The following is a 23081-nucleotide window of genomic DNA, read 5'->3' as shown; positions in this document are numbered from 1 at the left end:
CCCGTACTATTACGCACGGGTGGCGATCATTCTTTGCCGTGATGCTTGTCCAGGTCACGCAGGAATGCAAGCTTTTCCGAGATTTTACCCTCCAGGCCGCGGTCGGTCGGCCTGTAGAACTTCGCCCGCACACCGTCGGGAAAATAATTCTCGCCCGCCGCGTAGCCATGAGGCTCGTCATGCGCGTAGCGATACGCCTTGCCATGGCCGAGTTCCTTCATCAACTTCGTGGGCGCATTGCGCAAGTGCACCGGAACGGGCGCGCTGCCGTGTTCCTGGACGTATCGGCGCGCCGCATTGTAGGCATTGTAGACAGCGTTCGATTTGGCAGCGCAAGCCATATAGACCAAGGCTTGCGCCAAGGCGAGCTCGCCCTCGGGCGAGCCCAGGCGCTCGTAGATGTCGGCCCCATTCAAGGCAAGCTCGGTAGCCCTGGGGTCGGCCAACCCTATGTCTTCCACCGCCATGCGGACAATGCGCCGCGCCAGGTATCGCGGGTCGGCGCCGCCATCGATCATGCGGGTGAACCAATATAGGGAAGCGTCCGGGTCCGACCCTCGCACCGACTTGTGCAAGGCACTGATCTGATCATAGAAGGCATCGCCGCCTTTATCGAAACGACGCAGGTCTTGCGACAAGGATGTTTCGAGCCAGGCGGCATCGACAACGGTACGCCCGGCGCCATGTGCCGATTCCGCCACGACTTCCATGGCATTGATGACGCGCCGCGCATCGCCGTCTGCCCAGCGTGCTAGCTGGTCACGCGCCGCAGGATCGAATTCCAATATGGCTTCAGGAGCCGCATCCGGTGCCGCCGCAAGCTTGGACTGGTTTGCAGCCGAGTTGGCATCTCGATTAAGAATGACGACGGCACGATCGATGAGTTCCAATAACTCATCGATCGACAGTGACTGCAGCACGTATACCCGCGCACGCGAGAGCAGCGCCGAATTGACCTCGAAGGATGGATTCTCGGTGGTGGCGCCTATAAAGGTAAACAAGCCGCTTTCGACGTAGGGCAAAAAAGCGTCTTGCTGGGCCTTGTTGAACCGATGGACCTCATCGACGAATAATATGGTTCGCCGCCCTTGCCCTTGGGCAACCTGGGCCGAGACCACCGCTTCGCGTATGTCTTTGACACCGCCCAATACCGCGGACATCGAAAGGAATTGAGCGTCGAAGCCAGCTGCCATCAAACGTGCCAACGTCGTCTTGCCGACTCCCGGCGGTCCCCAGAAGATCATGGAATGAGGCCGCCCGGACTGGAAAGCCACGCGCAAGGGCTTGCCGGGACCGAGCAGGTGGGATTGGCCCACCACTTCGTCAAGCGTGCGCGGCCGCATGCGTTCCGCCAACGGCGCATAGGACGGAGCACCTGTTGAAGAGGTGAAAAGATCGTGGGAGTTCATCAAGCGCCCATGCTTACTGCATCTTCACTACATCCACGCCATCGGGGGCTACAAACTGGAATTCGCCGGGTGGCAGGGTGGGATTGGCCACGATATCGGAGAGTTCGATACGCGTGGTCTGGCCAAATGAATCCAGCAATTCCAGGCGTGCCGGCAAACTGGCCTTCAAGCCTATGTCGACATGCGTAAACCCTGCGTCAGCGCTGCGAGGTGTGGCGCGCAGCCAATCCAGGCCGTCTTTGCCAGGCAATTCGGTAACGGAAAAAGCCTCGTCCAGCGAGCCGGAACCAAAGAGTATTGCCGCGGGCGATGCCCCAATGGATTGATCCACCTTGCGCTGTGTTACCTGGGCAAGGTCGGGATCGTACTGATAGACCATCTTGCCGTCGGACACGATCAATTGTTCGTAAGGCTTTTTCACGGCCCACTTGAACTGCCCTGGGCGCTTGAAGGCAAATTCACCAGACTGCGGCCGCTTTCCTCCGCCCTTGCTGTCTACAGTTTGCTGTGTGAACTGCCCCGTGCCGGCCTGGACCTTGGCCGCAAAATCGCGCAGTTGGGCAGGCGCGTCGGCCGCCCACGCGAAAACGGGCGCCGCGGCCAGCACGAGCGCGACTGCCGCATGCCGCAAGCGTGCAGCACAGCCGCCCGCAAACGCACCCAGTGCTTTATGACGCATCGAACCCGGACTATTCTTCATTGGAGGCATTTCCTGCTGGAACCAGAATTTCACGATTGCCATTGGACTGCATGGCGGAAACCAAGCCGGACTGCTCCATTTGCTCGAGCAATCGGGCCGCTCTGTTGTAGCCGATACGCAAGTGGCGCTGAACGGATGATATGGAAGCCCGGCGGTTTTTAAGAATGACTTCGACCGCCTGGTCGTAGAGAGGGTCGGACTCGGCATCGGCAAAGCCCGTTACGCTGCCCACGCCATCGCCCGTTTCGCCTTCAAGAGTGCCTTCGAGCAGGCCCTCGATGTAATTGGGCTCGCCCTGTTGCTTGAGCGACTCTACCACGCGATGCACCTCATCGTCGTGGACGAATGCACCATGCACCCGGGCGGGGAAGCCCGAGCCCGGAGGGAGATAAAGCATGTCGCCCTGCCCGAGCAAGGCTTCCGCCCCCATTTGGTCAAGGATGGTGCGGGAATCGATCTTGGATGACACCTGGAAGGCGATGCGCGTGGGAATATTCGCCTTGATCAAGCCGGTGATCACATCCACGCTTGGACGCTGCGTCGCCAATATAAGATGGATGCCGGCCGCTCGAGCCTTCTGGGCCAGGCGGGCGATAAGTTCTTCGATTTTCTTGCCGACGACCATCATGAGATCGGCGAGCTCGTCGATGACCACGACGATCATGGGCAAATGACTTAAGGGCTCTGGCGCATCCGGCGTCAGAGAGAATGGATTTGGAATGGGCTCTTCGCGCTTTATGGCGTCGGCAATCTTGGAGTTGTAGCCGGCCAGGTTACGTACGCCCATCTTGCTCATGAGGCGATAGCGCTTTTCCATTTCACCCACGCACCAGTTCAAGGCGTTGGCGGCATGGCGCATATCCGTTACGACGGGTGCCAGCAAATGCGGAATCCCTTCGTAAACGCTCATTTCGAGCATTTTCGGATCGATAAGAATGAGACGTACCTGGCTTGCATCGGCCTTGTACAACAACGACAGGATCATTGCGTTGATACCCACCGATTTCCCGGAGCCGGTAGTGCCCGCGACCAGTAGATGAGGCATCTTGGCCAGGTCGGCCACGACGGGGTTGCCCGCAATGTCTTTACCCAGCGCCATGGTAAGCATGGACGAGCCGGCGTGATAAGTCTGGGAACCTATTATCTCGGAGAGCTTGACCATTTGCCGTTTGGCATTGGGCAGTTCGAGTCCCATCAGGTTCTTGCCCGGTATTGTTTCGACCACGCGGATGCTGACCAGGCTCAAGGCACGGGCCAGGTCCTTGGCCAGGTTGACGATCTGGCTGCCCTTTACGCCCGTGGCCGGTTCGATCTCGTAGCGGGTAATGACCGGCCCAGCCTGAGCCGATACCACGACCGCCTTGACCCCGAAGTCCGAAAGCTTCTTCTCGATAAGTCTGGATGTGAACTCTATGGTCTCAGGCGATACGGTTTCGGGTTGCTCTACCGGCATGTCGAGAAGGCTTATAGCCGGCAAGTCGCCAGAGCCATGTGATTCGAGCGGCGCCGTGAACAAGGCCTTCTGCTTTTCTTTCTCGGCTCGCTGCGATTTGGGCACGGAAGTGATGGCCGGCTCGATACGGACTGGTACTTCGTGCACCAGTTGCTCCTGCTTGGCAACCACGGTTTCGTCGCGCACCGCCTTATTGGCTTCACCCAGGCGACGATCTTCGCGAGCGGCTTTCAGCTCGAGTATGCGGCGGACCGTCTTTTCGATGGCAGAACCGACTCGTTCGGACAGGTGCAACCAGGAAAAACCGAAAAACAGACTGGCACCGACTGCGACGAACACCAGCAATAGCAAGGTACACCCCGTCGTGCCCAGCGACATGGACATCAGGTCGGACAGCAGCTGTCCCAGCTGGCCGCCCGCACCCGCCGGTAGTGCGGCACCGAACTGCGTTAACTGCAGCGCCTCTATACCCATCGTGCCGACGAACAACAGGAAAAACCCAATACCGACCTCCCAATGAACCCGCGGCAGCGTTTCTGCCTGCGGCTTAGGCAACAGGACACTGGTGAGGCGATAAAAACCGATAGCGACGCGTTGCGCCAGCAACACCACCCACAGCCAGGCGGAATACCCGAACAGGAAAAGCAGGAAATCGGAAATATATGCGCCCAGCGTTCCGCCACGATTCAGCGTGTGGGTGGAGTGCACGGAATGAGACCAGGCGGGATCGGAAGGATCCCAACTGGCCAGCACCAGACCTAGCCATGCCGCCAGGGCGGCGAACAAGATCCAGCGCGCTTCACGCAGCAGACCCGACAGCCGCGACTGCAAGGGCGAAGGACCGTTGCGCACGTTGCGCGAGGACCGGGGGGAGGTAGCAGGTATTCTAGCCATAGACTCATTATAATTGGCTGTTCATGTATTTCGGATTATCTGTAATGACAACGCCCAAGCACGCCAAAGTTCTTATCCTGGGTTCAGGACCAGCCGGCTACAGCGCCGCCGTCTATGCGGCTCGCGCCAATTTGAAACCGGTGCTCATTACCGGACTGGAACAAGGGGGTCAGCTCATGACGACCACCGACGTCGACAACTGGCCAGCGGATGCGCAGGGAGTACAGGGTCCCGACTTGATGCAGCGCTTTCAAGCACATGCTGAACGCTTCAACACCGAGATGGTATTCGATCACATCGCCAGCGTCGATCTTTCAAAGCGTCCGTTCACCCTTACGGGCGACACCGGAGCGCAGTATACCTGCGACTCCCTGATCATTGCCACGGGTGCTTCGGCCCAGTATCTGGGCTTGCCCACGGAACAAAGCTTCATGGGCCGCGGTGTGTCGGGCTGCGCCACGTGCGACGGTTTTTTCTATAAGAACCAGGACGTTATCGTTGTGGGCGGCGGAAACACGGCGGTGGAAGAGGCCCTTTACCTGTCGAATATCTGCCGCAGCGTAACGTTGGTACACCGTCGCGACAAGTTCCGTTCCGAGCCCATCATCCTGGACAAACTGATGGAAAAAGTTGCCAACGGTAACATGAAGCTCAAGCTCTTCTACGAACTCGACGAGGTTCTTGGCGACGACTCGGGTGTAACTGGCGCCCGCTTGCGCAATAACCAAACCAATACCACCGAAGACCTCGCCGTAACCGGTGTGTTCATCGCCATCGGCCACAAGCCAAATACAGGCTTGTTCGAAGGTCAGCTCGCCATGAAGAATGGCTATATCGTGACCAAAAGCGGTCTGGACGGAATGGCCACCATGACGTCAGTACCGGGCGTCTTTGCCGCCGGCGACGTACAAGACCATGTTTACCGCCAGGCCATCACCAGCGCCGGCACAGGATGCATGGCCGCGCTGGACTCACAACGATGGCTGGAGAATGCGGGCGAGTAAAGCCGGGCGCAAGGGCGGGACTACGCAAACGCTCGCCGACTTGAAGCGCCTGCGCAAGGAAGCCGAGGCGGCGGCACACCGAGCCGCTGCCGAGGCAAGCAAAAAGGAAACGGCTCGCCGCGAAGCGTCGGCGCGTGGGGAATTTCCTGTACGCGCCAGCAGCAGTGTTAGCGCGATATCGCCAAGCCCTGTCCTGGACGAACAGGACAGGATCCTGTTCCGGCGCGCCGTAAAAAGCGTACAAGCTATAAAGGATACCCGTCGGGCTATCCTGCCGCCGGTCGCGCACGCTTCCAAAGCGATATTGCGTGAGCGCCGACAGCGGGCTGTGGGCGAAGATCCGGTGACATTACCCCGGGAGTCCGATCAGTACAGTCCCGCTGCCATGGATCAGGGAGACACCAGTTTCCTGCGACAAGGCTACGGACCTGACCTGATCACTGGACTGAAGCGCGGGAAGTGGTTGATAAACGCCAGCCTGGACCTGCACGGCAATACCATCGCCGAAGCCCATGAAAGGCTGGACCGCTTTCTCCTGTCGTGCCTGGAACACCATATAAAATGCGTGCGTATCGTGCACGGCAAAGGCTATGGTTCGAAAGACGGCGAGCCCGTCCTCAGACTGACCGTCAGGCGCTGGCTTAGCCAGATGACCGACGTGCTGGCCTATGTGGAATGCTCCGAGCAAGACGGCGGGGCCGGCGCAGTACAGGTTTTCCTGCGTAACACGCAATAGGGCTCCCTTGATGAACTACTGGAACACACCATGAGCTGGCTCTATCTTGCCATTGCAATTGGCGCGGAAATTATCGCTACTACCGCCCTGAAAGCGTCGGACGGCTTCACACGCCTGTATCCGGCAGTGATCACCTCGGTGGGATACCTGGTGTCCTTTTACTTCCTTGCCTTGACGCTGCGCGTCATTCCAGTGGGGGTCGCCTACGCCATATGGTCGGGAGCTGGCATCGTGGCGATTTCGCTGATTGGCTACGTGATGTTCAAGCAAACACTCGACACAGCGGCCTTGATCGGCATTGGACTGATCGTTGCCGGCGTGCTGGTCTTGAACATTTTTTCGAAATCGGCCATGCATTAAGACGGGCATAGCTTTGCAGACATGCGCCAGGAACGACAAAGGCCGACAATTTTGTTGTCGACCTTTGTACTTTTATATTTTTTATGGGACCTGCAACTTTCTTATGTACCGATTTATCGGCTTTGCCCATGCAGGGCTTTGTCTCCTCACCTGCATGGAACGCATTGTGCATGATTTTTCAAAAGCTAACACCTAGGGAATGCACTAAGTTAATGCGGATTTCATCTAAGCTGGGGCACGGTTCACCATTAAGGTGCGGTGCAGTATGAACATGGCGCGGACTGAACCGCTTACGCTGCTGGTCGTCGATGACGATCCGGTCACCTGTGCCAGGCACAAAGCCTATTTCGAGCGCCACGACTACATTGTCGTGGTCGCCAACAGTGGCGCGGAAATGTGGCAATGCATGCATCACCAGCCCATTGCGTTGATACTGCTGGACGTGGGCTTGCCGGGCAAAGATGGTCTTGAACTGGCACGGGAACTGCGCGCCCACGATGACTACCTGGGCATAATTCTTGTAAGCGGACGCGATGACGATATCGACAAAATTGTCGGCCTGGAGTCTGGCGCCAACGATTACGTCACGAAGCCATTCAACTCGCGCGAACTTCTCGCGCGCGTAAAAATCGTGCTGCGCCAAACTCATCGGCTACGTCCTCCGCTGTCACCGGAACCACGACGTGATCTCCGCTATTTTGGCGTCTGGACACTGGACGCGGGGTGTCGCCACCTTGAAGACAATACCGGAAACGAACTCGTCCTGTCCCGTGGAGAAATGGACTTACTGCTTGCCTTGGGGCGGCGACCGGGCATGGTGATAAGCAGGGACCTACTCATGCAGGCGATAAGCCAGCGCCCATGGGAAGCGAGTGACCGCACGATAGACGTGTTGATATCGAGACTCAGAAAAAAACTGCAGGACGACCCTCAGAAACCGCAGTTAATCGTTACCGTCCGCAGCGAGGGCTACGTTTTGGTGGGCCGACAGCAGCATTGACCTGAGTTCATCGCAGCTTTCATGGCATAACCGTGCAAGCTCCAAGATCAAATACTCGGCGACCGCCCTGCTGACTACAGGCATATTCGATGCCTTCTCCAGTTGACCTGCGGCATCGACAACCCATATCATGCCCAGGTTGCCGGCTGCGCTGCGCAGGCGATGCGCGTCAGCCGCGACACAAGCCCAGTCGTTGCGCGCTACTGAACGATCGATAGCGCTCAGGTCCGTAGCCACGCCCGCACGAAATATATTCAACAGTTCCAAAAGTATATCTACGCCCAGCTCTTGAATTTCGGCTTCTATCCATGCTGCGTCGAGAAGATTCCCCGCCTTCGCATGCCCGCCCGAATCCGTTGTCCCATCGAACGGCAAAGCCGCCACTTCTTTGTGCCCGGAGGTGACCGCCCTCAACGTCTCGTTCAGCTGTGCCGAGGTGAATGGCTTTCGCAGGAAACCTGACATCCCCGCCATCAGCGCGCGTTCCATGGCATTGCCGGACACATCGGCCGACACGATGATCACAGGCACGAGCTTCCACCTTCCTCCTTCGATCTCGCGTATCTGCGTGCCCAGGTCTATTCCCGAGATACCCGGAAGGTTTAAATCCATGACAATGGCATCGACGGATCGTTCGCTCGCCTGCAGGATATGCATAACTTGGCGGCCGTCGCCGGCGACCAGCGGATGATGGCCATTCGACGCAAGATAGCGCGTGCAAACAAGACGATTGATCTCGTCGTCTTCCACCAGCAAAACCGTCAACGAATGCGAATCGGCGACCGTTGGAGCTACAGACAACGTTGCGGCGGCCGACTCCCTGGCCGCGATACTGAACGGCAGGTGAAAGCGAATACAACTGCCTTCGTTCAGCTTGCTATGCAGACGTATATCACCGCCCATACCGTCGATCAGGCGTCGGCAAATAGCCAATCCCAGCCCCGTTCCGCCGCGACGGCCATGCTCCATGCCACCCACTTGCACGAAAGGCTTGAACACCTCGGCGCATTGCGCCGGGGGTACGCCTATTCCTGTGTCCGTAATTGAGAAATGCAACGTCACCTGCTCATCAGCTGACACGCAAGCTTTTACTGAAATCGTCACCGACCCTTCATCAGTAAACTTGATGGCGTTACCAATAATGTTAAGCAACACTTGATTGAGTTTGCGCCGGTCGCCGACGATTACGCTCGGAACATCGCGATCGATGTCCCGAATCAATGCAATACCTCGCTTTTGCGCCTGTATGGTCTGCAAGGAAAGCATATCGTCGATGACGGCATGCACGTCGAACGGAACGATCTGGGCTTCATACTTTCCTGATTCGATTCGTGAATAATTCAGCATATCGTCCAGCACCTCCAATAGCGTCGTGTTCGCGTAGGAGATCATCCGCGCGTACTCGCGCTGGCGCTTGTCCAGTCCGGTATCCTGCAACAATTGCACTGCACCACTGATTCCGCTTAGCGGCGTTCGAAGCTCGTGAGTCAGTGATGCCATGAATACATTCCCCGCCCGAGCCCTTTCCTCTATTCGCCTGAAATGGCAAACAAGGCGAAATGCGCAGTACATCCACACGGGAATGACAAACGCCATGGCCAACAATGTTATCCAGTAAAGCTTAGGAATGACGTTTTCCCTCCTTTAAGCGATAAAAGGCCCGGTTTGGTACCGGGCCTTCCGAATGACGGCACATCTCAGAATCGATTACTGGGTTACTGCATCCTTTGCATTTTTAGCCAGGAACTCCAGCACCATCTTGCGCTCGCCCTCGTCCAGGCCGGCACGCGGGAACATGCTTTGCGTAATGCCCATCCACTGACTCATTGTATAGTCGCCCGGCTCTCGCGCCACGTGACATAGGGTACAACGGCCATAGAACAGTTTTTCGCCCGGCGACATGGACCCCAGTGTCGCTCCCTTCAAGTTTTGCGCACGCGTAGCCAGATTCATCGACGCTATGTCCAGCGCCACACCTTTGTTCTGCTCTACGGCAGGCGGCTCGAATGCACGGTTCTCCGATTCTGGATCAACGCATTTCTTGATGCTCGCCACGCAGGTATTGGCGCTTGTAGCCTGGCTCAGTCCGCTAGCAGGAACGCTGGTGGTGATGACGTTGATCGATCCGCTGTTGCATCGTCCCTTTGAATCGAATTGCACCCACCCGCCCTCTTCCAGACTGACCACGCCCTTCATGATCTGGTCCGTGACACGCGCGCCGACAATAACGGCCCCCCGTTCGTTGAAGAGCTCCACTAGGTCGCCGTCCTTGATGCCATTGGCCTTCGCATCTTCAATGCTTACCAGGGCATGCTGGCGACCCTGGATGTGCTGATCATTGCGAAGATCAGTGTTCGCCATCTGGGAATGCAGGCGGTTGAATGGATGCGGGCTGACCACATGGACCTGGCCCGGTTTCGCATTCCCCAGATACTCGATGGGTTCGAGAAACTTCGGGATCGGCGGGCAATCGGCGACCTTGGCCTTGGCAATGACGTCACAATATAGTTCGATCTTGCCGGACGCGGTATGCAACGGCTTGTTGACCGGGTCGGTATAGAAATCGCCGTGACGCACCCATTGGCGCATTGGTTCCGGAACATCCAGCTTGACGTGTCCCTTCTCCCAGAACTCGTCGAACGGAATACCCGGGTTGGCATGCGCGTAGGCATTTTGCAGAATCTGCTTGACGGTCAGGCCTTCGGTGAACTGGAAGCCCACGCCCATCAGATCGCCAAGACGCTTGAAGATCTCGAAATCATCCAGGCTCTCGCCGTAAGGTTCGATCACCTGCCGCATGGCATAGATTTTGTCGTTGCTATAGGTGCCGCCGGAGCTGATGTCATCGCGCTCAAGCGCCGACGTAGCGGGCAATACGATATCGGCGAAACGCGACGATGCACACCACCACGGATCCTGGCAGATGAATGTCTGGACCTGCTGATTCAGTGCGCGCAGCAATTCATTGGTGTCCTGCTGGTGCGACATCACGTTATTGCCGGAGGTGTACACCAGCTTGACATCGGGAAAGGTATCTTCGGTGCCATCACGCGTGTATTTCTTGCCGGGGTTCAGCAGCATCTCGCTGATGCGCGATGCGGGGCAGCGCGACGTCAATGGATTACGCCCCTGCGGGATCCCGATGGGCATGACCTTGGTCGATTGCGGCATCCCGCCGCCACCATAGTGCCAGCTGAAACCGATACCTTCACCCGGCTTGCCGATTTTGCCCAGCATCGCGGCCAGATTGATGGCTGCCCAATGAGGCATCTCGCCGTGATGGGCCCGCTGCAAGGACCAGCCGATGGCAAACTGCGTACGCTTGGCGGCGAATAGCTCGGCCAATTCAACGATTTTTGCTGCGGGGATGCCGGTTATTGCCGCGGCCCATTCGGGTGTTTTGGCAGGCGTGCCATCGGCATCCTTGCCCAACAGATAAGGAAGAAACTTATCGAAGCCGACAGTGTACTTGTCCAGATACGCCTGGTCATGCTTGCCGTTGGTATAAACATGATAAGACATGGCCAGGAACAAAGCCGTGTCGGTATTGGGAACGATTTTGACCCAGTCCGAGCCCATGGCTACGTCGGTCGGCGTGTATTGCGGATTGATCGAAATGAACTTGACGCCCTTTTCCTTGATCTTCTTCCAGCGCGGGTACATCTGGTGATCGGCGACCGTGAATTCAACGCGATTATTCTTCCAGGGGTCGCAACCTACCCAGACCATGACTTCGGTCTTATCGGCAATGACTTCCCACGCCGTTTGTGGCGAATACACTTCCATATCGCCGATGATGTGCGGCAAGCTTATCTGCGACGCACCGGCTGAGTAGTCACCCGTGGTGACGGAATGGCCCCCTATCAGGTTGAACAAGCGGCCCTGCAGCACCTGTGGGCGCAGAAGTCCGGCATGCGACCAACCACCGTACGAGGCACTGAACAATGACTGATTCCCGTGCTTTTCAGCCGTAGTAAGGATCGCATTGGCCGTGATGGCCAGCGCTTCCTCCCAGCTGACCCGGACAAAGGGTTCTTTTCCCCGCAGATGCGGCTTGGTATCACCGGTAGGATCGGCCAGGTACGACTTGCGGATCATCGGGTACTGCACCCGGGTCTTATGGTAGACCCGGCCAAGCAGCCCTTCGGTAAGCATTTTGGTGGGCATGGCGTCCAGATCGGGGAGCGCCTGCACGCCGATCAGCACACCGTTCTGCACGACGGCCTTGAAAGGCCCCCAGTGACTGGCGCTGGGTATGGTGACTGTGTCGGCCGCGAACACGGCATTGGCGCCGAACCATGTGAGCCCGTTGGCGGCAACCGTCGATGCTACGGTGGTCTTGAGGAACTTTCTTCTACTGAATTGCATGATGCGCTCTCGCTTGATCTCGTTTACTTTACAACTGCCTGATCTAAAGTGTACGGATCGGTCGTGAACGAGGTATCTGTTCACGTTAACGCAGCGCAGAGATTTGTTAACAAGGTTAACGGGAACGAAGACAAGTCGCGGCGACACGGCTGCAGTGGCGTCATACGTCCCGACGCGTCCCGCCATGCCGTGGTAGCCGCCGCCAGAAAATGGCCGCAGCCACCAAACCAAATGCCCCTGTGGTGGCGATGCCGGCGCCCAGCGACACCAACGCAGTCAAAGCCGACAAAAGAATAGGACCCGCACTGGTACCAATGTCGGCGATCAGTCGCCACAGGCCAAGAAACTGAGTTCTGCCGACAGGCGGCGATGCGTCGGCGCCCAGTGTCATGACAATGCCGGACCCGATGCCATTGCCCAGACCCATCAGCATGCATACCAGCGAAAAGCTGAGCAGTGCACCGGTGAACGGCAAGGCGAATAGGGAGGCGGCCAGAATGAGCGAACAAGGTAGCGCCACCCAGAGACGGCCATAATGGTCCATGATCTTGCCGGCGGGGTAAAACACCAGCATATCGATGGAGGACACCAGGCCAAACACCACGGCGGTCATGGCAGGCGTCATGCCAATGGCATCCGCCCATAAAGGTATGGCCACCTGGCGTGAAGCACGCATTGCGCTGATCAACAATATCCCCACGCCGAGCGTGAGCAATACATGCCTGTGGGTCGAAGCGATGGCCATCATGCGCGACTTTGGCACGGTAGCCGCGTCAGTGTCGCCGCGCGGCTGCAACTCCGGCAAGGCGAACGACAAGGCGCCGGCAGCCACGAGCGCCGCAATTGCCACGTAATAGGCTCCCGTCAGTCCTATCATGTGCATCATGCCCGCTGCCGCAAACGGGCCTATGAACATGCCGATACGTTGCGTACCGCCCAGCGTTGAGAACGCGCGTGCACGCATGTGTACCGGCACCGCGTCCATGAGGTACGTTTGTCGCGCCAGGTAGAATACCGCCGTCGCGAGGCCCATGAGCAGCACGCCAATAGCCAGCAGTACCGGATGGCGAGCCATGGCGCATAGCGAGAGCGCAAGCACGCTTAACATCGCGGCACCGATCAGCGAACGCCGTTCACCGTGTTTCGACGTGATCATGGCCGCCGGAATGTTGCCGGCCAGGGAACCTAGGCCGACCAGGGCGGCAATGAAACCTGCTGTGGAAGGTGAGGCACCGATGTCGATGGCGCTTAGTGCAATTACAGGCAGAATTGCTCCGTTAGCTATGCCGAACAGCACCGAAGGCCCAAAGGCGGGAATTATTATTTTGTTCCAGCGGAACGGTGTATCGCTCATGTGAAGCTCAGTGACTTGCCGGCGACTTTCCGCGCTGACATCAGGAATGGGGAAAAATGCCCACGGATATCATTTTGCCACTAGTACGCGTCCTGCAACGCACGCCCAACTCAGGAACGGCACTTGCAGCGCGTTGCCGGAGGATGCAATGGCGTCTTCCGCTGCGCATCTGGCACTTAACACGAGGAGTCGACATGAAACGTACCATCATGGCCGCGCTGGTCTCGGGCGTACTGGCATCACCGGCGCTGTCAGAGCAACTGGTGGTCCCACCCACGGCGGGAAATGCAAATGACGAGATACAGCAACAAGACAATGCGCAACGCATGAGTCCAGCCGCCTTCATTACGCAGGCGACCAGCGGCAATATGCTGGAGATCCAGTCCAGCAAACTCGCCATGGACCGATCCAAACAAGATCAGGTCAGGCAATTCGCCGAAAGAATGATCAAGGACCACTCCGGCGCGGCCGAGCGCATGAAGTCGGCCGCAATGGGGCAGAACATCCCTGACGATATGTCGGCCTTGCACGCCAAGGCGCTGGAAGCACTGCGCCATGCCGACGATAAACAGTTTGACGCGCAGTACTTGCGGACGCAGTTGCAAGCGCATCAAGATGCGGTATTGCTGCACGAGCAATACGCTGCGACCGGCGAACAGGAATCGCTGAAGCAGTATGCCGAGCAAATGCTACCCATATTGCGAGAGCATTTGCAGTCGGTCGAAGCGATCATCAAGAAGGTAGCGCCCGACCAAATGGTGTATTTTCGATAGGTGCTAGTGTCTTGGCAGTATGGACGCCCTGCCGCCAGATACTTAGCATGGTCCTGTGCCTTGGGGACACAAGGTCAAAGTCGCAATTGCTGCGAACTTAATACACAGGAGACAAACCATGCAGAGCAAACTATGGAAATGTGCGGCGGCGTCCGTCGCCCTGTCGGCTGGCGCCGCCACGGTCCACGCCCAGAGCCTCACCAACGACACCCTACGTATTGGCGTACTGACGGACATCTCGGGTGTCTATGCGGATGTGTCCGGCAAGGGCGCGATCGAAGCCGTAAGGATGGCGGTTGAAGATTTTGGCGGGACCATGTTCGGCAAACCCATCGAGGTGCTGTATGCGGACCACCTGAACAAGCCCGACATTGGTGCCGCCAGGGCGCGAGAGTGGTTCGACCGGGATGGCGTGGATATGATTACCGACCTGGCCAATTCCGGTGTTGCGCTGGCCGTTGCAGGGGTCGCCAAAGAGAAGAAGCGCCACATCATCGTCAATAACCCCTCCAATATGGGGCTGACCAATGCTATGTGCTCGCCATATACCGTCCACTATACCTATGATGCCTATTCCCTGGCCCATGGCACTGGCCGTACTGTGGCCGAGCAACCAGGCGGAGATACCTGGTATTTCCTCACCGTCGATTTTGCCTTCGGCATCGGCCTGGAAAAACAAGTCAGCGATGTGGTGCGCGCGGCCAACGGCAAGGTGCTAGGGGCCGCCCGCCATCCGCTTGGCACCACCGACTACTCCTCATACATTCTGCAAGCACAAACATCGGGTGCCAAGATTATTGGCCTGGCCTCGACCGGACATGACACGGTCAACGCCATCAAGGCAGCCCGTGAATTCGGACTGACTCCGAAACAGAAACTGGCCGCCCTGCTTCTGTGGATCAATGATGTGCACTCTTTGGGCCTTGATGTCGCGCAAGGCTTACTGCTTACCAATGCGTGGTACTGGGATATGAATGACGGATCACGCGAATTCGCCAAGCGTTACTACGAACGCATGCAGAGCATGCCGAACATGGCTCATGCCGGCGATTATTCATCGACCATGCATTACCTGAAAGCCGTTGAAGCGGCAGGCACCGATGATCCGGATGCAGTGTCTTCCAAAATGCGCGAGACACCCATCAATGATTTCTTTGCCACGGACGGAAAAATACGTGAAGACGGCCGTATGGTTCATGACATGTATTTGTGGGAAGTGAAGTCGCCTGAAGAATCGAAGGCGCCATGGGACTATTTCAAGCTGGTCAAGACTATTCCCGCTGCGCAGGCCTTTGCGCCGTTGGCCGACAGCACTTGCTATCTTGTCAAAAAATAACGTGGTGGGCCGAGCTGTGGTTTCAATTGTGCCTGGCCTGTACCGAAAGCACTGTCCGGCGCTAAGGGCGCGGCCTGGAACGGTATTCAGATGGACGAAAACCGGTCAAGCGCTTGAATGTGTTGGAAAACGTGAACGGATTTACGTATCCGACATCACGCGCAATCGCCTCGATTTTCTTCGGCGTGGTCACAAGCTGGTGTGCCGCCTGGGCGATTCGCATGGTGGTCAGCTGCTTGCCGGGACTGCGGCCAAAGTTTTTCCAACACAGCCGACGCAAGTGCTCGGGGCTGATATGGGCCAGGCGTGCCAGCTCGTCAAGGCTCCACGTGCGTCCAATATCGGCAAGGACGACTTTCCACATATCGTTGAGCCGGGGCTCCCGCTGCCATGGGTCTATCATGCGCGCCACATAACGCTCGATGATGTCGACCCAGATTGCGCAAGTACCTGGATCGGCACCAAGGTCCATCTCGCGGGAGAGCCCAAGGATTGCATGCTCCAGCGGCCGGCCGTCGAACCGGGTAAGACCAGGCGCCATGGCGCTTGCAAGCGACCGAGGCGAAGTGGGCATGAAGCGCACCCAGCAAAGCTGCCAGCGCTGGCCGGGCAAGCAATGGAACGCATGCAGCACATGGGCCGGAGCAAAGCTGCCAACGCCCACGGTGTGCCTATGCCACTTGCCATCGAGCAACGTTTTGCCTTCGCCGCCCAAGCACACCTGCATGAAGCCTCCGCTGAGATGCGTGCGAACAATGGTGTAGGGAGCGGCGGCGTCAATGACCGCAACATGCGCTATGTGGCGTGCCGCCAGCGGCTCGCAATGTTCTGCGCGAACGGTGACGACACGCGTGTCGTCACCAAAAATGTGCGACTCGGTCAGCAGGTCTGGCGTTTCCATAAGTGAATGATCACACAAAAACGTTTAACAAAGGAGCAGTTATGGCAAGGCATGAGCGCCAGGCATTAATGAAGAGGTTTCAGGACATGGTCGCACGGGGCGAGCCCATCATCGGCGGCGGCGCAGGAACGGGAATTTCCGCCAAATGCGAAGAAGCCGCGGGGATCGACCTTATTGTGGTGTACAACTCCGGGCGCTACCGCATGGCCGGGCGTGCGTCGTCGGCCGGCTTGCTGGCATACGGAAACGCCAACGACATCGTGCTCGAGATGGCGGGTGAAGTGCTGCCGGTGTGCAAACACACACCCGTGCTGGCCGGCGTCAATGGCACCGACCCGTTCATCATCATGCCGGTATTCCTGAAGAAGCTGAAAGACCTTGGCTTTGCGGGCGTGCAAAACTTCCCGACGGTAGGCATCATCGATGGAACATTCCGTCAAAGCCTCGAAGAAACCGGCATCAATTTTTCGACCGAGGTGGATATGATCCGCCAGGCACACGAGCTGGATCTCCTCACCACCCCCTACGTGTTCAGTGCCGATGAAGCGGTAGAAATGGCAAAGGCCGGTGCAGACTTCATTGTTCCCCACATGGGCGTAACGGTTGGCGGAAGCATAGGCGCGAGTTCGTCAAAAACGCTGGAAGAATCGGTACGACTGATCGATGAATGGGGAGAGGCTGCGCGCAGGATACGCAAGGATATTATCGTCATCGCGCACGGCGGGCCCATTTCCATGCCCGACGATGTGCAGTATGTTTTGCGACATAGTGAACATTGCAATGGTTTCTACGGTGCAAGCAGCATGGAACGACTTCCCGTCGAGATCGCGATCGAAGCACACGTGCGTTTGTATAAGGCGCTATCACGATAAAGGGGGACAACATGGCTCGAGTCTATGTAAGCGCCGTTATGAATGCCACGCTCGATCAGGCGTGGGGGATGTTGCGTGATTTCGGCGACCTGGGAAACTATCATCCCTTTTTCGAAAACTCGTACATTGAAGAAGGCTGGGCGCCGGACCGGATTGGCTGCGTGCGCCACTTCACGGTTCGCGACGGCGGCGGCACACTGCGCGAACGGCTGCTCGATCTCTCGGATTACGAGCATCGATGCACGTACGAAATCTTGCACATCGGTGCCGACTGGCGCAACTACATCGCCCAAATGCACCTGCTGCCCATTACCGAAACTGGACAGTGCTTTGGCGAATGGTGGGCAACCTTCGACGTACCGGCTGACCAGGAAGCGGAAGCCGTTGAACGCGTCGCCGATACCTTCAGGATCTTCTTTGAATGCGTCAACCAACGCTTCGGCAGGTCTGGATGAGCGCCCGCCCGTGCGTATGGGTAGTCGGCACCTTCGACACGAAAGCCGAAGAACTGCAGTACCTGGCCACACTCATTGAGCAGGCCGGTGTACCTGTCTGCACGGTGGACGTCAGCACCCAGGACACCACGGTTCGGGCCGATATACCGGCCGCCGAGGTTGCCTCCTTCCATGAGTCGGGTGCTGATTCCGTACTTGACACCACAGATCGCGGCCAGGCCGTCATAGCCATGGGTCAGGCCTTGCGCCGGCTGGTCGAAACGCGCCATCAGAAAGGTCACATACTGGGGATCATAGGTATCGGAGGGTCGGGGGGCACGTCCATGATCGCACCCGCCCTGCATACGCTTCCTTATGGAATGCCCAAGTTACTGGTCTCCACCCTGGCGTCGGGCACCGTCACACCATTTGTCGATGTCTACGACATCATGGTGTTGAACCCGGTCACCGATTTCGCCGGCCTGAACCGCCTGTCGCGCCTGATACTGGCGAACGCAGCGCATGCCATCGCCGGCATGGTAATGCATGCCCTCCCTCAAGTAACCGAGGATGATCGTCCCGCACTTGGGTTGACCATGTTTGGCGTTACCACCGAGTGCGTCCAGGCTGTGTCGCGCTTGCTCAACGACAGATACGACTGCCAGGTCTTCCATGCAAATGGGATGGGCGGAAGAACGATGGAAGCACTCGCCCGGGCAGGAATGTTGCGCGCCATCGTTGACATCACCACGACGGAGGTTGGACAACACCTGGCGGGCGGCGTGTGCGATGCCGGGCCCGACCGCCTCGCCGCCGCGGCGGAACTTGGCATACCATGGGTTGGTTCGGTCGGCGCCCTCGACATGATCAATTGGGGTCCGCGCGACACAGTGCCGACCCAGTTCGGCGAGCGGCTGTTCCACGTGCACAACGCCCAGGTTACGCTGATGCGCAGTACGGCCGAAGAGCTGGCCCTTGCGGGCGAACGTATCGCCTCGCGGCTGAATCAGTCGCCTGGCCTAGTGCGTTTACTGCTTCCAATGAAAGGACTTTCGGCTATCGACAAGCCGGGCCAACCGTTCCATGATCCTGACGCCAACAAGGCCCTATGGCACGCCATCGATCAATACTTCATACAAACCCCGCTGCATCGCCTCGAAAAGTTGCCGTTGCACATCAACGATGCGGAGTTTTCCGCTGAGGTGGCAAAAACCGTGGACAGCATACTGACAACCGTATGAAGCGCCGTCGTCGTATGTGCCCGGACCCATCCTTGATGCGCGTTAAACGCTAGCGCGCCACGGCACGCAGGCAATGGGCATCCAGTTCGCCAAGCGAATTGATGCCCATCAGCGCCATATTGCGGGAAACCTCTTGCTTGAGCAGGTCGATGCCATGCAAGGCACCCGCCTCACCGGCAACAGCAGCCGCGAACGAAAACGGACGGCCTACGAACACGAATCGCGCGCCCAGCGCCAGTGCCTTCAACACATCCGATCCCCGGCGCACGCCGCTGTCGAGCATGACGGGAACCTCAGGGCAGGCGGCAACTACGTCGGGCAAGACACGCAGCGGCGCAACCGCCCCATCCAGCTGACGCCCGCCATGATTGGAAAGAATCAGTCCATTGACACCGGCATCAACCGCGATCCGGGCATCCCGGGCATCCAGTACCCCCTTCATGACGATGGGGCCGTTCCAGTACTCGCGGATCATGCGCAAGTGCCGCCAATTCAGATGGCCGCGATCGGAGAGCGAGCGCTCGACATTGGCCGACAGTATCGGCGCACCCCGCGTGGCGTAGCTGTTCTCGAAATGTGGCATGCCATGCTGCAGAAAGGTGCGCAGGAAGGTGCCAAACAGCCAGCGAGGATGTGTCAGGCCCTGCCATGCCAGGCCGACACTGGGCCGGACGGGAATCGTAAAACCGGCACGAACGTTGTTCTCGCGATTAGCAGCCACGGCGGTATCCGCCGTAATGACCAGGGTGCCATAGCCAGCGGCACGCACGCGCTCCAGCAGTGCCATGATGCCGTCATCGTTTCCCGGCAAATAGGCCTGGAACCAGCTCGCCGGATTCGCTTGAGCCACGTCTTCGAGGCGGATCAACGACGAACCGCTGACGACCATGGGGATGTTCTCTTGGGCGGCGGCGCTGGCCAGCGCTAGATCGCCGCGATAGGCCGATAAGGCCAATAGGCCCATAGGAGCAATGCCGAAAGGGGCATCCCAGCGGCGTCCGAACAAGGTCACGCCCGTATTGCGCTGGGTGATGTCCACCATGACCCGGGGCACGAACTCATAGGACGAAAATGCGCTGCGATTGGCATGATGCGAGCTGGATGTTTCAGCCGCATCGGCAACATAGCTGTACACCTGGCTGGGCAGGTGACGGCGCGCGGCGGCCTGGAAATCGTCAAGGCAAAGCAGGCCGGCGTATCTTGCCGGCAAGGCCGGACGCGCTACGGAGCCTTTCAAAACATCAGTGTTGACCGTCATGTGCAGCCCATATCAATGCGTCTTTTCCGCCGGTTTCCCGACCTCCAGGGCCACACCGCACCAGTCCCAGTCGCCCCGTTCATCATTGCACATGGCATCAAGCAGCCGTTCCGCGACCGGGGCAGCGGCCAGCTCCACACCAGAGGCGTGCGCCGTATCCAGGGCTAACCGCAGATCCTTGCGCATCAGGCGAGCACGAAAACCCGGCTCGAAGCTTTCCTGGATAATGCGCGGCGCATGTTTTTCCATGGGAAAGCTGCGGGCCGAACCCTGCAGCAATACATCGCGCATGATGTTAGGGTCCACGCCCTGGGCCCGGGCCAGCGCCAGGGCATCGGCCACGCCCAGCATGGCCGCTGCCACCGCGACCTGGTTGCAAGCCTTGACGGTCTGTCCGGCGCCCAAGGCGCCCACATGGGTGATGGCCTGGCAAAAGGCGGACAACACAGCATGGCAGGCTTGGACCTGTTGCGCTTCGCCGCCTACCATGCAGGCCAGCGTACCCGCCTGTGCCCCGGCCTGACCGCCGCTGACCGGCGCATCAAGAAAACCCACTCCTTGTTTCGCCAACCGCTCGCCGATGGCCTGAGCCGTGGTCGCCGCGACCGTGCTTGTGTCTATCACCAAAGCTCCAGGCCTCAGGCCTTGCGCCAGCCCATTGTTTCCAAAGAGGACGGCCTCGACCGCCGATGCATCCGACAGACTGAGCACCACGATGTCGCACGAACTGCCCAACGCCGCCGGGGTGTCATGGGCTGTTGCGCCCGCCTCGACGAAAGACGACAACACTTCGGGGCGCCGCGCATACACATGAACATAAAAGCCTTTGCGCACCAGGCAGTGCGCCATGCCTGCCCCCATGGATCCCAGCCCAATAAAACCGACCGTGGTATTTTCCTGCTTCACATTCATTTTGCAACTGCCTTTCCGATCATTTCGTAAGCTTCCACAACTTCCCGCTGGAATGTTTTCCCATCCTGGTAGTCTTCGGTCAGGCCCGACTTGGCCACCCACTCCTTCCAGCCCTTCGTCTGCATGCCTTGGTGGAAAGCGTCATGCAGATAACGCACCACGTCGTCGGGCATGCCGGCCGGCCCCATCAGCCCCTTCATGTTGTCAATCGCCACCGGCACACCCAACTCCGCCATAGTCGGCACATCAGGCAAGGCGGACAGGCGGCTGCCTGAAAACAGCGCCAAGGGACGCACGCGCCCGGCATCGATCAGGCCTTTCATCTCTTCATACGCACCGAACGCGCAGTCAATTTGCCCCGCCACCAGCGCATTCATGGCATTGGCCGCTCCCTTATAGGGAACATGCAGCAACTTGATGCCAGTCTCTTTCTCGAAAACCGTCGCGGTCGCATGGAAGATACCGCCCTCGCCAGTGGAGCCGTACGAGATATTCTCGGGCTGCTTCCGTGCCTCGGCCATCAGGGCCTTCATATCGGCAAAAGGCGCATCGGCGCGCACGGCAAGCACACTGGGCGCACGCGAAACCTTGATGACCGGCGTAAACGAAGTACGTGGATCGTAGCGCAATGAATTGAAATGCCCGACGGAGGTCGTTTCGCTGCCACCGCCGACAAACAAGGTGTAGCCATCAGGCTCGGCATCGGCCAGCATCTGTGCCGCGATCGTGCCAGCCGCACCAACCCGGTTCATGACGACGACAGGCACCGGCAGGATGCCCTGGACCGCAAATGACAACTGGCGTGCAATCTGGTCGGCAGAACCGCCGGGAGCAAACCCCACCAGGATATTGATCGGCTTGGTGGGCTTCCATGCGGCTTGCGACCAAACGGGCAAGGCCAGTGTTGCAAGTGCCATGGTCCCCAGCAGCTGCCGACGCATCGGAGAAGCCGGTGAATATATCTTTTTCATGTTTTGTCTCCTGTCTTATGTGCTTTTCTGGAATCTTGCCATTATGGAATGCCCATCTCAACAAGAAAAGTGATATATATGGAACATACTTCTACTCTTTTCCGATATGACTCTCAAACAGCTGGAAGCTTTTTACTGGGCAGCCACTGCCATCAGCTTTCAGATGGCCGCCGACCATCTGCATATTTCGCTGTCAGCACTCTCGAAACGTATTGGCGAGCTGGAAACCCACTTCGGCCAGGCGTTGTTCGACCGCAGCGGCCATCGGGCATTGCTGACTGACGCCGGCCAACGCCTGCTGCCGCTCGCCGCGCAAATACTGAAAATGGGCCATGAGATTGACAATCTGCTGGCCGATGACGCCGGCATGATTGGCCACTGCCGCTTTGGCGTCGGGGAACTTGCCGCCCTGACCTGGCTGCCGGATTTCATCGCCCATATCAATCACAAACATCCGAACCTGACACTGGAACCCTGTGTAGACCTGGGCTCATCACTGGAGCGACGCCTGCTCAGCGGTCAACTGGATTTCGCCGTGGTGGCGGGCCATTCCAGCCACAGCGACATTAGCAGCCACTTGATCGCCGACGTCGGTTTCGCCTGGGCCGCCGCACCATCGCTGGTAGACCATCAAACCGTCCTGAACGATGCGCTGCTTCAAACGCATCCTCTCATCACCATGCCGCACGGCGCCGGACCTACCCGCATGCTTGAACATTGGTTGACCACGCATGGCCTGGAAAGCCGCAACCGCCTGACCTGCAACAACCTGAGCGCCGTCGCCAGCCTGATCATTGCCGGCCGCGGAATCGGCCTGTTTCCCCTTTCATGGCTGGAGCAGCTGTCGCCGCGCGCGGTTGCCATCCCCGTGCGCACCCGACCGCGCCAGCTCTCCATGCCATACACTTTCCAGCATCGCCGCCATGACCCCCGACCGCTACTGGCCAGCCTGCACCGCTCCATACTCGATACCGCAGATTTCACCAAGCGCTGCCCGCTTTGGTGACGGGTGCGCCCTTGGCAGGGGATTGGTTATGCACGCAGTACAAAAGAAAAAACCCGCAATCCTAAGTGGAATGCGGGTTTCGTCAACTACCGTGTACGA

General features: G+C 58.4%; 20 protein-coding genes. 10 read left to right on the top strand and 10 right to left on the bottom strand.

The window, feature by feature from the left end; genetic code table 11:
• Window positions 1-26: 26 nt before the first annotated feature.
• From CR159_RS00655 to CR159_RS00645, 3 genes are read right to left on the bottom strand one after another with little or no spacing between them, the layout of a single operon-like run.
• A complete protein-coding gene (locus CR159_RS00655) occupies window positions 27-1409 on the bottom strand; it encodes a replication-associated recombination protein A (RefSeq protein WP_102072072.1) in 1383 nt (460 codons plus the stop codon).
• 13 nt (window positions 1410-1422) lie between these two features.
• Window positions 1423-2088, bottom strand: coding sequence for an outer membrane lipoprotein chaperone LolA (lolA, locus tag CR159_RS00650; protein ID WP_102072415.1), 666 nt, complete (start codon window positions 2086-2088; stop codon window positions 1423-1425).
• A 10-nt stretch (window positions 2089-2098) separates the two neighbouring features.
• Window positions 2099-4456 (bottom strand): DNA translocase FtsK, encoded by a 2358-nt coding sequence (locus CR159_RS00645; protein ID WP_102072071.1) that lies wholly within the window; start codon window positions 4454-4456, stop codon window positions 2099-2101.
• Window positions 4457-4500: 44 nt separating this feature from the next.
• Between CR159_RS00645 and trxB the strand changes: the two genes are divergently transcribed.
• From trxB to CR159_RS00625, 4 genes are all read left to right on the top strand, one after another.
• Window positions 4501-5460, top strand: a complete 960-nt coding sequence (gene trxB, locus CR159_RS00640) for a thioredoxin-disulfide reductase (protein ID WP_102072070.1) — start codon at window positions 4501-4503, stop codon at window positions 5458-5460.
• Window positions 5447-6196: a Smr/MutS family protein gene (locus CR159_RS00635; RefSeq protein ID WP_158238479.1), complete on the top strand. Its 750-nt coding sequence runs from the start codon at window positions 5447-5449 to the stop codon at window positions 6194-6196. The genes trxB and CR159_RS00635 overlap by 14 nt, the downstream gene beginning before the upstream one ends.
• Before the next feature lie 30 nt (window positions 6197-6226).
• Window positions 6227-6556, top strand: a complete 330-nt coding sequence (locus tag CR159_RS00630) for a DMT family transporter (protein ID WP_102072068.1) — start codon at window positions 6227-6229, stop codon at window positions 6554-6556.
• 265 nt (window positions 6557-6821) lie between these two features.
• Window positions 6822-7556: a response regulator gene (locus CR159_RS00625; RefSeq protein ID WP_102072067.1), complete on the top strand. Its 735-nt coding sequence runs from the start codon at window positions 6822-6824 to the stop codon at window positions 7554-7556.
• Here CR159_RS00625 and CR159_RS00620 read toward each other — a convergent pair.
• From CR159_RS00620 to CR159_RS00610, 3 genes are all read right to left on the bottom strand, one after another.
• Window positions 7500-9056, bottom strand: coding sequence for an ATP-binding protein (locus tag CR159_RS00620; RefSeq protein ID WP_158238478.1), 1557 nt, complete (start codon window positions 9054-9056; stop codon window positions 7500-7502). The two genes, CR159_RS00625 and CR159_RS00620, sit on opposite strands and share 57 nt — an antisense overlap.
• A gap of 207 nt (window positions 9057-9263) precedes the next feature.
• Window positions 9264-11924 carry a molybdopterin-dependent oxidoreductase gene (locus tag CR159_RS00615; protein WP_102072065.1) on the bottom strand — a complete coding sequence of 887 codons (2661 nt, stop codon included), beginning with the start codon at window positions 11922-11924 and terminating at the stop codon, window positions 9264-9266.
• A gap of 160 nt (window positions 11925-12084) precedes the next feature.
• Complete coding sequence (locus tag CR159_RS00610) at window positions 12085-13278, bottom strand: MFS transporter (RefSeq protein WP_102072064.1); 1194 nt, start codon at window positions 13276-13278, stop codon at window positions 12085-12087.
• Between the two features lie 194 nt (window positions 13279-13472).
• Between CR159_RS00610 and CR159_RS00605 the strand changes: the two genes are divergently transcribed.
• Together CR159_RS00605 and CR159_RS00600 are read left to right on the top strand one after the other, a co-directional pair.
• Complete coding sequence (locus tag CR159_RS00605) at window positions 13473-14051, top strand: DUF4142 domain-containing protein (RefSeq protein WP_158238477.1); 579 nt, start codon at window positions 13473-13475, stop codon at window positions 14049-14051.
• Between the two features lie 118 nt (window positions 14052-14169).
• Window positions 14170-15387, top strand: a complete 1218-nt coding sequence (locus CR159_RS00600; protein ID WP_102072062.1) for an ABC transporter substrate-binding protein — start codon at window positions 14170-14172, stop codon at window positions 15385-15387.
• A 61-nt stretch (window positions 15388-15448) separates the two neighbouring features.
• On the opposite strand, the gene CR159_RS00595 is transcribed toward CR159_RS00600, so the two are convergent.
• Window positions 15449-16288, bottom strand: a complete 840-nt coding sequence (locus tag CR159_RS00595; protein ID WP_199173191.1) for a helix-turn-helix transcriptional regulator — start codon at window positions 16286-16288, stop codon at window positions 15449-15451.
• A 41-nt stretch (window positions 16289-16329) separates the two neighbouring features.
• Here CR159_RS00595 and CR159_RS00590 point away from each other — a divergent pair, with 41 nt between their 5' ends.
• From CR159_RS00590 to CR159_RS00580, 3 genes are read left to right on the top strand one after another with little or no spacing between them, the layout of a single operon-like run.
• Complete coding sequence (locus CR159_RS00590) at window positions 16330-17160, top strand: phosphoenolpyruvate hydrolase family protein (protein WP_102072061.1); 831 nt, start codon at window positions 16330-16332, stop codon at window positions 17158-17160.
• An 11-nt stretch (window positions 17161-17171) separates the two neighbouring features.
• A complete protein-coding gene (locus CR159_RS00585) occupies window positions 17172-17615 on the top strand; it encodes an SRPBCC family protein (RefSeq protein WP_102072060.1) in 444 nt (147 codons plus the stop codon).
• On the top strand, window positions 17582-18835 hold the full coding sequence (locus CR159_RS00580; protein WP_233208117.1) for a Tm-1-like ATP-binding domain-containing protein: 1254 nt from the start codon (window positions 17582-17584) through the stop codon (window positions 18833-18835). The genes CR159_RS00585 and CR159_RS00580 overlap by 34 nt, the downstream gene beginning before the upstream one ends.
• A gap of 49 nt (window positions 18836-18884) precedes the next feature.
• On the opposite strand, the gene CR159_RS00575 is transcribed toward CR159_RS00580, so the two are convergent.
• From CR159_RS00575 to CR159_RS00565, 3 genes are read right to left on the bottom strand one after another with little or no spacing between them, the layout of a single operon-like run.
• A complete protein-coding gene (locus CR159_RS00575; protein ID WP_102072058.1) occupies window positions 18885-20093 on the bottom strand; it encodes an alpha-hydroxy acid oxidase in 1209 nt (402 codons plus the stop codon).
• Between the two features lie 12 nt (window positions 20094-20105).
• Complete coding sequence (locus CR159_RS00570) at window positions 20106-21005, bottom strand: NAD(P)-dependent oxidoreductase (RefSeq protein WP_102072057.1); 900 nt, start codon at window positions 21003-21005, stop codon at window positions 20106-20108.
• A complete protein-coding gene (locus CR159_RS00565; RefSeq protein ID WP_102072056.1) occupies window positions 21002-21976 on the bottom strand; it encodes a Bug family tripartite tricarboxylate transporter substrate binding protein in 975 nt (324 codons plus the stop codon). Before CR159_RS00565 ends, CR159_RS00570 begins: the two co-directional genes overlap by 4 nt.
• A 106-nt stretch (window positions 21977-22082) precedes the next feature.
• On the opposite strand from CR159_RS00565, the gene CR159_RS00560 reads away from it, so the two are divergent.
• Complete coding sequence (locus CR159_RS00560) at window positions 22083-22982, top strand: LysR family transcriptional regulator (RefSeq protein WP_102072055.1); 900 nt, start codon at window positions 22083-22085, stop codon at window positions 22980-22982.
• Window positions 22983-23081: the final 99 nt, after the last annotated feature.

It is taken from the genome of Pollutimonas subterranea (assembly GCF_002849655.1).
GTDB classification, from domain to species: Bacteria; Pseudomonadota; Gammaproteobacteria; order Burkholderiales; family Burkholderiaceae_B; genus Pollutimonas; species Pollutimonas subterranea.
Note: the sequence above shows the minus strand (reverse complement) of the source record. Positions and strands in the feature narration are given on the sequence as shown.